A 1,972-nucleotide genomic window follows, 5' to 3' on the forward strand; every position below is an offset into this window, starting at 1 on the left:
CGGTGATCACAAAGGCAACGCCGGGCTTGCCCGACACCCGCGCATAGCCATCGGCCATGAAGGCGGCGCCCTGTTCGTGGCGGGCGGTGACGTGGCGGACGGGGCTGTTGGAGAGGCCCCGGTAAAGCTCCACCGTATGCACGCCGGGGATGCCGAAGACGACCGTCACGCCCCGTGCGGCAAGCCCCTCAACCAGTCTTTCGCCGACGGTGCGCATCTTATGTTCCTGGTATCAGGCCTTTTGCAGGCGGGCAGCGTGGCGGGCGATGCGGTCGGCAGCAGCGCGGGTCACATCATCGGGCTGCGTCAGGGTCAGGCGCACCCAACCCGCCAGCGTGGTCCCAAAGCTTTCGCCCGGCATCACGGCGACGGATTCGTGTTTCAACAGGTCCAGTGCGAAGTCGCGGCCTGACAGGCCGGTGGCGCGGATGTCGACCAGCGCGAACATCCCCGCATCGGGGCGGTTGACGGCAAGGCCCGCGACGCCATCAAGGGCCGCGTGCAACAGTGCCGCGCGGCGGGAAAACCGGGTGACCATGCCGGCGGCGACGGGTGAGGGCGCGCGTAATGCCGCCTCGGTCATATCGGCGATGAAGGGCTGGTTGCCGAACAGCATGGTTTCGGACAGCGGCAGCGCGCGGGCGCAAAACTCCGCCGGGCCGACGCACCAGCCGGAGCGGAACCCCGGGGCGGCATGCGATTTCGAAATGGACGAGGTGACGACGGTGCGTTCCGCCAGTTCGGGGAACGAGAGGGGTGAGACGAAGGTGGCACCGGGGTAAACCATATCCTCATAGACTTCGTCCGCGACGATCCACAGGTCATGGTCGCGCGCAATCTTGCCCAGGGCCGCGATATCGTCGCGGGTCAGGATCGCGCCGGTCGGGTTGTGCGGCGAGTTCAGGAACAGAACGCGCGCGCGCGGCGTAAGGGCGGCCAGCACATCATCAGCGCGCATCCGAAAGCCGTTTTCGGGGCGCAGGGGCACGGGGACGGACACCGCCCCCGAGGCGGCGATCACCCCGTCAGAGGTGGCGTAGGCGGGATCGCCCATCAGGACCTCGTCTCCAGGCCCGGTCAGCGCCATCATGGTCAGGAAAAGGGCTGTCTGTGTGCCGGGCAGGCACAGGAACTGGTCGCGGCTGAACGGACGGCCCAACCGCGCGGAATAGCGGTCGGCCAAGGCCGAGACGAGGCCGCCTTCGCCCCGCCCGTTGGAATAGCCGGTGCGTCCGCGTTTCATCGCGGCATGGGCGACATCGATCAGCGCCTTGGGGGTCGGCACGTCCGGCTCGCCGATCGTCAGCTCGATCAGGTCGCGCCCTTCGGCCTTGAGCGCGCGGGCAAGGGCGTGGATTTCCCACCGCGCGCCACCCAGATCGGCAAGACGGTCGGTGACGGCGGCGTATCTCATGCACTGTCCTTCAGGGGATTGGAATGGGACGCGGCTATGGTCACGTCAATCCTGGCCTTCGCGGGCAATGCAGCCATCGCAGCCACAAGATCGATCCCGAGAATGGACCCGACAGACCGCAGGCCGATCTCTTCAAGTTCACCGGGCCCGAAAATTTCCGGCAGCACCGATCCTTCGAGCCAGAGGCCGTCGATCACGGCGTTGCAGGCGATGGCCTCGCGGCGCAACTGGGTGGCGTCGGCTTTACGCGGCAAATCCGCAATCAGGGCCTGCAAGGTATCGCGAAACCGCAGGTAGGATGACTCATGCACTGCCAGAAGCGCAGGGTCGGAGCGGACCTGGTGGATAAAGCCCGCCCACAGGCCGACCGCCTTGCCATCGACAACCGGCGGGCGCAGCGAGGCCGCCACAAAGATCGCAAGGCGGCTGATCGGATCAGCAGGGGCGTTATCCAGAAGATGCGCGCCGAAATCGGTCATCTGGTCCATCAGGGCACGGTAGGCGGCCTGCGAAAGTTCGTCTTTGGAGGCGAAGTAGTGCCGGATCAGCCCCGCCGTG

At 66.7% G+C, this 1,972-nt stretch carries 3 protein-coding genes; all 3 read right to left on the reverse strand.

Annotated elements, in window-relative coordinates; translation table 11 throughout:
* Positions 1–217: thiamine pyrophosphate-binding protein (locus RMO18_RS16735; protein ID WP_309667438.1), on the reverse strand; the 217-nt coding region annotated here is incomplete at its 3' end.
* Positions 218–232: 15 nt separating this feature from the next.
* On the reverse strand, positions 233–1,414 hold the full coding sequence (locus RMO18_RS16740) for a pyridoxal phosphate-dependent aminotransferase (protein ID WP_309667440.1): 1,182 nt from the start codon (positions 1,412–1,414) through the stop codon (positions 233–235).
* Positions 1,411–1,972: TetR family transcriptional regulator C-terminal domain-containing protein (locus RMO18_RS16745; protein ID WP_309667442.1), on the reverse strand; the 562-nt coding region annotated here is incomplete at its 5' end. The genes RMO18_RS16740 and RMO18_RS16745, both read right to left, overlap by 4 nt.

The organism is Tabrizicola sp. (genome assembly GCF_031377265.1).
Classification (GTDB): domain Bacteria; phylum Pseudomonadota; class Alphaproteobacteria; order Rhodobacterales; family Rhodobacteraceae; genus JAUYQR01.

Excerpts from the sequence above, each read along its gene's own strand:
- RMO18_RS16740 (WP_309667440.1), bottom strand. The coding sequence starts at position 1,414 with ATGAGATACGCCGCCGTCACCGACCGTCTTGCCGATCTGGGTGGCGCG.